Source organism: Nevskiales bacterium (genome assembly GCA_035574475.1).
Taxonomy (GTDB): Bacteria; Pseudomonadota; Gammaproteobacteria; order Nevskiales; family DATLYR01; genus DATLYR01.
Window position 1 is genome coordinate 1 of the sequence record DATLYR010000007.1, and the last position, 2,656, is coordinate 2,656.

Genomic DNA, 2,656 nt, shown 5'->3' on the forward strand with positions numbered 1-2,656 from the left:
CCACGAAGTCCCGGTCCGTGTCCCGGTAGATGCCCAGCCCGCCGATATACGGCTGCCCGGACTCCACCTGCGCACCCCCAGCACCCTCCTCTGCCACCGCCTCGGCCGACCCCGCCTCCTCCTGGGCGAAGGCCGTGCCGCCAAGGCCCAGGGCCAGGCTCAATGCCGCCACAATGGATTTGCTGCACACCCGCATGTGTTTTTTCCTCCCCCGTTGTTGGGCTGGCCGCGAGTGGGCGCTTCTGCGTATGACGCTCTTCTCGCTGACCGCATGCCGAATTTATCAGGCGATACGCAATTTTACTGTAGCAAAATTTCAGTAATGATTTGGGAGCGATTCACCAAAAAACTTTGTTGAGCGCGAATACCCGGCGGCTGTGCACAGCAATGGTGCGTTTGAGCCCTGCCGTACAGTTAAAGGCGGAGGCTGCGGCAGGCGGATGCCGGGTCTTGGGTCGGGCAGCGGGGGCGGGAGGGGGAATGGTATGATGGCGCGCGCACGCGCGCCGGAAAACCCCACAAACCCCGAATTTTCATACCCTTACCCCAATGTGCGGCATAGTCGGCGCCATCGCCCAGCGTGATGTGGTTCCCATCCTGATCGAAGGCTTGCGCCGCCTCGAATACCGCGGCTACGACTCGGCCGGCATCGCCGTACTCGACGGCCAGGGTGCGCTGGATCGCCGACGCGCCACCGGCAAGGTCGAGCGGCTGGCCGACGCGATCCGCGCGCAACCGATGGCCGGCAGCCGCGGCATTGCCCATACCCGTTGGGCCACGCATGGCGTACCCAGCGAGCGCAACGCCCATCCGCATTTCTCGGAAGACGGCCTGGCGCTGGTGCACAACGGCATCATCGAGAACCACGACGAGCTGCGCGAGGAACTCACCGCCAAGGGCTACCAGTTCCATTCCGACACCGATACCGAGGTGGTGGCGCACCTGATCCACGACCTGTTCAAGCAGAACCGCGACCTGCTGCAGGCGGTCCAGGCGGCGGTCAGGCGCCTGCATGGCGCCTATGCCATCGTCGTCATGGCGCCGGCCGAGCCGGATCGGCTGGTGGCCGCGCGCATGGGTTGCCCGGTGGTGCTGGGGCATGGCCAGGGCGAAAACTACGTCGCTTCCGACGCGCAGGCGCTGCTGCCGGTGACGCGCGAGTTCCAGTACCTGGAAGAGGGCGACGTCGCCGAGATCCAGCGCGACCTCATCCGCATCTACGACAGCCAGGGCCGCACGGCCGAGCGCCGGCGGGTCGAGTCCGAGCTGTCCGCCGACGCGGTGGAGCGCGGCCAGTACGCGCACTACATGCTCAAGGAGATCTACGAGCAGCCGCGCGCCATTGCCGACACGCTCAGCGAGCGCATGGCCAACGGCGCCGTGCTCGAGGCTGCGCTCGGCCCGCGCGCGCGGGACATCCTGCCCCGGGTGAAGGGCGTGCACATCGTCGCCTGCGGCACCAGCTACCACGCCGGCCTGGTGGCGCGCTACTACCTGGAGCAGGGCGCGCAGATTCCCTGCACGGTCGAGGTGGCGAGCGAATACCGCTACCGCCACCCGGTGGTGCCGCCGGGCACGCTGTTCATCGCCATCTCGCAGTCCGGCGAGACCGCCGACACGCTGGCCGCGCTGCGCTACGCCAAGAAGAACGGCTACCTGGCGACGGCGGCGGTGTGCAACGTGCCGGAAAGCTCGCTGGTGCGCGAGTCGGACCTGGTCCTGATGACGCGCGCCGGCCCCGAGATCGGCGTGGCCTCGACCAAGGCCTTCACCACCCAGCTGGCGGCGCTGGCGCTGGTGGGCATCGCCATCGCGCGTCACAACGGCATGAAGTACCTGATGGAGCGCGCGCTGGTGAAGCAGCTGGCGCACACGCCGGAGCAGGTGGAAAAGACCCTCGCGCTGGAACCGGCACTCAAGGCCTGGGCCGCGCAGTTCGTGGACAAGCACCATGCGCTGTTCCTGGGGCGCGGGCCGAGCTACCCGGTGGCGATGGAGGGCGCGCTCAAGCTCAAGGAGATTTCCTATATCCACGCCGAGGCCTACCCGGCCGGCGAGCTCAAGCACGGTCCGCTGGCGCTGGTGGACGACGACATGCCGGTGGTGGCGGTGGCGCCCAACAACGCGCTGCTGGAGAAGCTCAAGAGCAACCTGCAGGAAGTGCGCGCGCGCGGTGGCCGGCTCTACGTGCTGGCCGACCCCAACACCGGCATCCAGCCGTCGGACGGCATCGAGGTCATCACCATGCCGGAGCACATCGAGGCGCTGCAGGCGCCGCTGATCTACACCGTGCCGTTGCAGCTGCTGGCCTACCACGTCGCGGTGCTGCGCGGCACCGACGTGGACAAGCCGCGCAATCTCGCCAAGTCCGTGACGGTCGAATAAGCTTCGCGCATGTCCAAAGTCGCAGTCCTCGGCGCTGGCCACTGGGGCCGCAACCTGATCCGCAACCTGCACGAGCTGGGCGTGCTGGCCGCCGTCGCCGAGCATCATGCGGACGTCCGCGCCCAGCTGGCCGCCGAGTACCCGGGCCTGCCGCTGCACGCGGAGCCCGACGCGATCTTCGCCGACCGCGCGATCCAGGGCGTGCTGATCAGCACGCCCAGCCCGACCCACTACGCGGTCGCCAGGCAGGCCCTGCAGGCGGGCAAGGACG

Annotated in this window: 3 protein-coding genes; 2 read left to right on the plus strand and 1 reads right to left on the minus strand. The window is 68.1% G+C overall.

Annotated elements, in window-relative coordinates:
• The coding region (locus tag VNJ47_00455; GenBank protein ID HXG27304.1) for a hypothetical protein at window positions 1-190 on the minus strand (190 nt) is incomplete at its 3' end.
• A 359-nt stretch (window positions 191-549) separates the two neighbouring features.
• Here VNJ47_00455 and glmS point away from each other — a divergent pair.
• Window positions 550-2,385: a glutamine--fructose-6-phosphate transaminase (isomerizing) gene (gene glmS / locus VNJ47_00460; protein ID HXG27305.1), complete on the plus strand. Its 1,836-nt coding sequence runs from the start codon at window positions 550-552 to the stop codon at window positions 2,383-2,385.
• A 9-nt stretch (window positions 2,386-2,394) separates the two neighbouring features.
• A partial coding sequence (locus VNJ47_00465; GenBank protein ID HXG27306.1) for a Gfo/Idh/MocA family oxidoreductase occupies window positions 2,395-2,656 on the plus strand: 262 nt, incomplete at its 3' end.